The following is a 4,506-nucleotide window of genomic DNA, read 5'->3' as shown; positions in this document are numbered from 1 at the left end:
CGTCAGCGCGGGCTGGCGGGCTGGGGCTGGGAAGATGTGCTGCCCTACTTCAAAAAATCCGAAGACTATGTCGACGGCGCCTCCGAGATGCATGGTGCCGGTGGCGAGTGGCGGGTGGAGAACCAGCGTCTGCACTGGGATGTGCTGGATGACTGGATGGAGGCCGCTGCCAGTTGGGGGCTGCCAAGGGTGACGGATTTCAACACCGGTAACAACGAAGGCGTTGGCTATTTCCGGGTCAATCAGCGCTCTGGCTGGCGAATGAACACGGCCAAGGCCTTTTTGCGCACCACCACAGGCACCAATCTAAAAGTGGAAACCCAGGCCCATAGCCGCCGCATCCTGATCGAGGAGGGCCGCGCAGTTGGCGTTGAATATGACAAGGGAGGCGTGACCCTTCAGGCGCGGGCGCGCGGCGAGGTTATCCTGTCGGCGGGGGCGGTGAATTCACCGCAGATCCTGCAATTATCCGGCCTGGGGCCGGGGGAGCTGTTGCAGCAGCATGGCATCAACGTGCAGCGCGATATGCCTGCTGTGGGGGGTAATCTGCAGGACCACCTGCAGCTGCGCTGCGCCTGGCGGTTACAGCAAGGAAAGACGCTGAACACATTGGCGAACTCGCTTTTGGGCAAGGCCAAGATCGGGCTGGAATATGCGTTGAAACGCTCGGGTCCGATGTCGATGGCGCCAAGCCAGCTGGGGGCGTTTTCACGCTCGCGGCCCGATCTGGCAACACCAGATCTGGAATACCACGTGCAGCCCTTGACGCTCGAGGCCTTTGGTCAGCCGCTGCATGATTTCCCCGGTCTCACCGCCAGCGTCTGCAATCTGCGTCCCGAAAGCCGGGGCACTGTGAAAATCACCTCCGATGATCCACATCAGGCGCCTGAAATTGCACCGAACTACTTGTCGACCGAAGGTGACCGTCGGGTGGCTGTGGCCGCAATCCGCCAAGCGCGGGCGATCATGGGGCAGCCTGCGATGCAGGCCTATGGTCCGCAAGAAATGAAGCCGGGCGGGGCATCGGATGATGCCGCAGATTTGATGAAGGCTGCTGGCGATATCGGCACCACAATTTTTCATCCCACCTGCACGGTGCATATGGGGGCAGAGGATAGCGCGCCGCTGGATGCGGATCTGCGCCTGCGCGGTGTGCAGGGCCTGCGGGTGGCTGACGCCAGCGCCATGCCGACAATCCCCAGCGGCAATACCAATGCGCCCAGTATCATGATCGGGGAAAAGGCCTCGGATCTGATCCTGGCAACCGCTCGCGGATAGCTGCCGATTTTATGGGCGGCTAGGCTGTGCCAGTGGTGCCGCGATGTCGCATTTTCTAGAAATACGGTTGCACCCAGGGGCCGAACCCGGTTCCAATGCGGGGAGAACAACAACCGGTGCGAAAAGGGAAGCCCCGTCGCCCGGTGGTTGCAGAGAGGTGCGCGATTGAGCTGTATTTTCAGCCTGGCTGAGCTCTTGGTGACATCAAAGGATTACACTGGATTGATAGTGACATCCGCAACAGACAACACGAGAAAAGGATTACGCCCGTGACCAGCGATATCGATTCCGACTCCTATGATTGGCTTGAAGCAGAGCTTCAGGACACTTTGGATGAGGATATCGAAATTGAATTTGCCGAGCCGATGCTGTCGATGGAGCTGCGCAAGATTTACCGCGAGCAGCACCCGGAGATGCTGGATCGCAAGGTCTATTTCCGCAACTTGCTGCGCCTGCAGGCCGAGCTGATCAAGCTGCAGGACTGGGTGGTGGAGACCGGCGCCAAGGTGCTGGTGATCATGGAAGGCCGTGACAGTGCCGGCAAGGGCGGCGTCATCAAGAGAATTACCCAAAGGTTGAATCCGCGGGTGGCGCGGGTGGTGGCCCTACCGGCCCCAAGTCGGCGTGAGCAAAGCCAGTGGTATTTTCAGCGCTACGTGCCCTATCTGCCCTCGGCGGGGGAAATCGTTCTGTTTGACCGTTCCTGGTATAACCGCGCAGGGGTGGAGCGGGTGATGGGCTTTGCCGATGACGATCAGGTAGAGAACTTCTTTCGCGATGTGCCGGAATTTGAACGTATGTTGGTGCGCTCCAACACCATCGTGCTGAAGTACTGGTTCTCGATCACCGATGAAGAGCAGCAGCTGCGGTTTATGATGCGTATTCACGATCCAATGAAACAGTGGAAGCTGTCACCAATGGATCTGGAGAGCCGCATTCGCTGGGAGCAATACACCAAGGCCAAGGAAGAGATGTTTGAGCGCACAAATATCCCCGAGGCGCCCTGGTATATCGTTGAAGGCAACGACAAAAAGCGCGAGCGGCTGAACTGCATCGAGCATTTGCTGAGCAAAATCCCCTATCACGATGTCACCAGTGACAAAGTGTCTTTGCCGGATCGCGAGTATAACCCGGACTATGAACGCCGGGTGCTGCCGGATGAGCTACACGTGCCAAAGATCTACTAAAAGCCCCAAGGCAAGGGGGGGCTCCCGCCAGTTTTGTGACCTTCTCACGAAGGCCACAGCCTGTTGGGCCCGGCGCTGTGCCTGAGGCACAGCGCGGTAGCGCCTTAATCAGGTGGTTCGATATTGTCGAGGAACCGTTGCAGGTATCCGGTGAACGCGCGGACCTCTTGTGGGGAGAACCCTTTCAGCAGATCGCGCTGGCGCTCTAGCGCCCGGGGCAGGATTTGGCCGTGCAGGTCCTGGCCCTGTGGGGTGAGGCTCCAGGACTTTCGCCGCTCGTCCCCGCCCAGAACCGCAGCCTCTGCCAGGCCGTTTTCTTCGAGCCTTTGCAGTGAGCGGCTGACGGCCGCCTTGTCGATGCCAGTGAGCCGCGCAGCCTGCGCCACCGAGCAGCCCGGGCTGCGGGTCAGCATCACCAGCATGCGCCAATCCATCACCCCGATGTCGAACTCAGCCTGGTAAGCGCGGGTGGCCTCGCGGGTGAAGCGGTTACCGGCGAAGCTCACCAGCACCACCGGGCTGTTGCGAAAGCTCAGTGTCGGCGCGGCTGGGTCATCTGCACTGCCATCAGCAGTGACCAGGAACATGTCGTCTGGCAGGTCGGGCGTATTGGTCATGGTTCTATCTTAGAAGTCATGTGTTGACAGATCAACACGCGACACCTTCACTAGAGTGATGCTTTGACGACCGGGAGGCCGATGTGGCACAGGCAGAACACTATGAGATCGACCCGGCGGCGTTCTGGCGCGATCCCTATCCGGATCTGGTGAGGATGCAGGCGCTGGCGCCGGTGGTTTTTGTGCCGCAATTGCAGGCCTATTTGATCACCAGCCGTGACGATATCTTCCGTGAGGAAAAGAAGGTGGAGGTGTTCTCCTCCGTGCAGCCCGATGGGTTGATGACCAAGTTGATGGGGCAAAACATGATGCGCAAAGATGGCGACGCGCATCAAAGCGAGCGCCGGGCGATCTTTCCCACGGTGTCACCAAAAACGGTGCGCGATCACTGGCTGGCCGCGTTTCGGGCGCTAACAACAGAGATCCTGGCCGGGTTAGTGTCGCGTGGAAGCTGTGATCTGGTGCAGGATTACGCCACGCTGGTGTCCGGCGAGGCGCTGAAACGGATCACCGGGCTGACCAATATGACGGCCCGCGACATGGATCTGGTGAGCCAGCAAATGATTGATGGCTGTGCCAACTATGCGGGGGATCCGGCGGTTGAACGCCGCTGCCACGCGGCGACCCGGCAGATCGACGCCTGTATTACGGCCAGGCTGGATCAGCCCATCGCGGCAGAGGACCGGTCTTTGTTAGCGGTCCAGTCCCGGGCGGGGATGGGGGAGCAGGCGCTGCGGGCCAATATCAAGCTGGCTATCTCGGGCGGGCAGAATGAGCCGCGCGACGCCATCGCTGGCACAGCCTGGGCGTTGTTGACCCATCCCGATCAGCTTGCAGATGTCCAGAATGGCAAGGCGACCTGGCTGCAGGCCTTTGAGGAATATGCGCGTTGGATTTCGCCAATCGGAATGTCGCCGCGCAGGGTGGCGCAGCCCTACGAGCTGAAGGGCGTAACCCTGGAGCCAGAAAACAGGGTCTTTTTGATGTATGGGGCAGGCAACCGGGACACCGCGCATTTCAGCCACCCTGATGAGTTTGATCTGCACCAGAACTGCGCGGCAGCACTGTCCTTTGGCGCGGGTCCGCATTTTTGTGCCGGGGCCTGGATCTCCAAGGCGCTGATTGCACAAGTCGCCTTGCCGATGCTGTTTGAGGCTTTGCCAGATCTGGAGCTTGCGGGGGAAGCCCCCTTTGGCGGTTGGGCCTTTCGCGGGCCATTGTCGGTGCCAGTGCGCTGGTCTGTCAGCTAACACTGCCTACCTAGGCTGCGAGTTTGCGACTCGTAAACCGGGCCGCTCAGAAGGGGAGACCCGAGGTGGCAACTGCTCCAATTGCTGGGGATATAGCATGCGCCGCAGTTTGGGGGGCGACGCTTGCCACCTCGGGGAAGAGCCGGGTGTTCCAAATCCGGCTGCAAGAACATG

4 protein-coding genes are annotated in these 4,506 nt (G+C 60.1%); 3 read left to right on the top strand and 1 reads right to left on the bottom strand.

What is annotated here, in order from left to right:
• The coding region (locus tag ABJP42_RS10150) for a GMC family oxidoreductase (RefSeq protein ID WP_348340193.1) at positions 1-1,278 on the top strand (1,278 nt) is incomplete at its 5' end.
• Between the two features lie 269 nt (positions 1,279-1,547).
• Positions 1,548-2,465, top strand: a complete 918-nt coding sequence (ppk2, locus tag ABJP42_RS10145) for a polyphosphate kinase 2 (RefSeq protein WP_348340192.1) — start codon at positions 1,548-1,550, stop codon at positions 2,463-2,465.
• Between the two features lie 104 nt (positions 2,466-2,569).
• Here the strand turns inward: ppk2 and ABJP42_RS10140 are convergent, their stop codons facing one another.
• A complete protein-coding gene (locus ABJP42_RS10140; protein WP_348340191.1) occupies positions 2,570-3,082 on the bottom strand; it encodes a MarR family winged helix-turn-helix transcriptional regulator in 513 nt (170 codons plus the stop codon).
• A gap of 83 nt (positions 3,083-3,165) precedes the next feature.
• Here ABJP42_RS10140 and ABJP42_RS10135 point away from each other — a divergent pair, with 83 nt between their 5' ends.
• Complete coding sequence (locus ABJP42_RS10135) at positions 3,166-4,332, top strand: cytochrome P450 (protein WP_348340190.1); 1,167 nt, start codon at positions 3,166-3,168, stop codon at positions 4,330-4,332.
• Positions 4,333-4,506: the final 174 nt, after the last annotated feature.

The sequence above is a fragment of the Pseudophaeobacter sp. genome (assembly GCF_039971195.1).
Taxonomy (GTDB): domain Bacteria; phylum Pseudomonadota; class Alphaproteobacteria; order Rhodobacterales; family Rhodobacteraceae; genus Pseudophaeobacter.
Note: the sequence above shows the minus strand (reverse complement) of the source record. Positions and strands in the feature narration are given on the sequence as shown.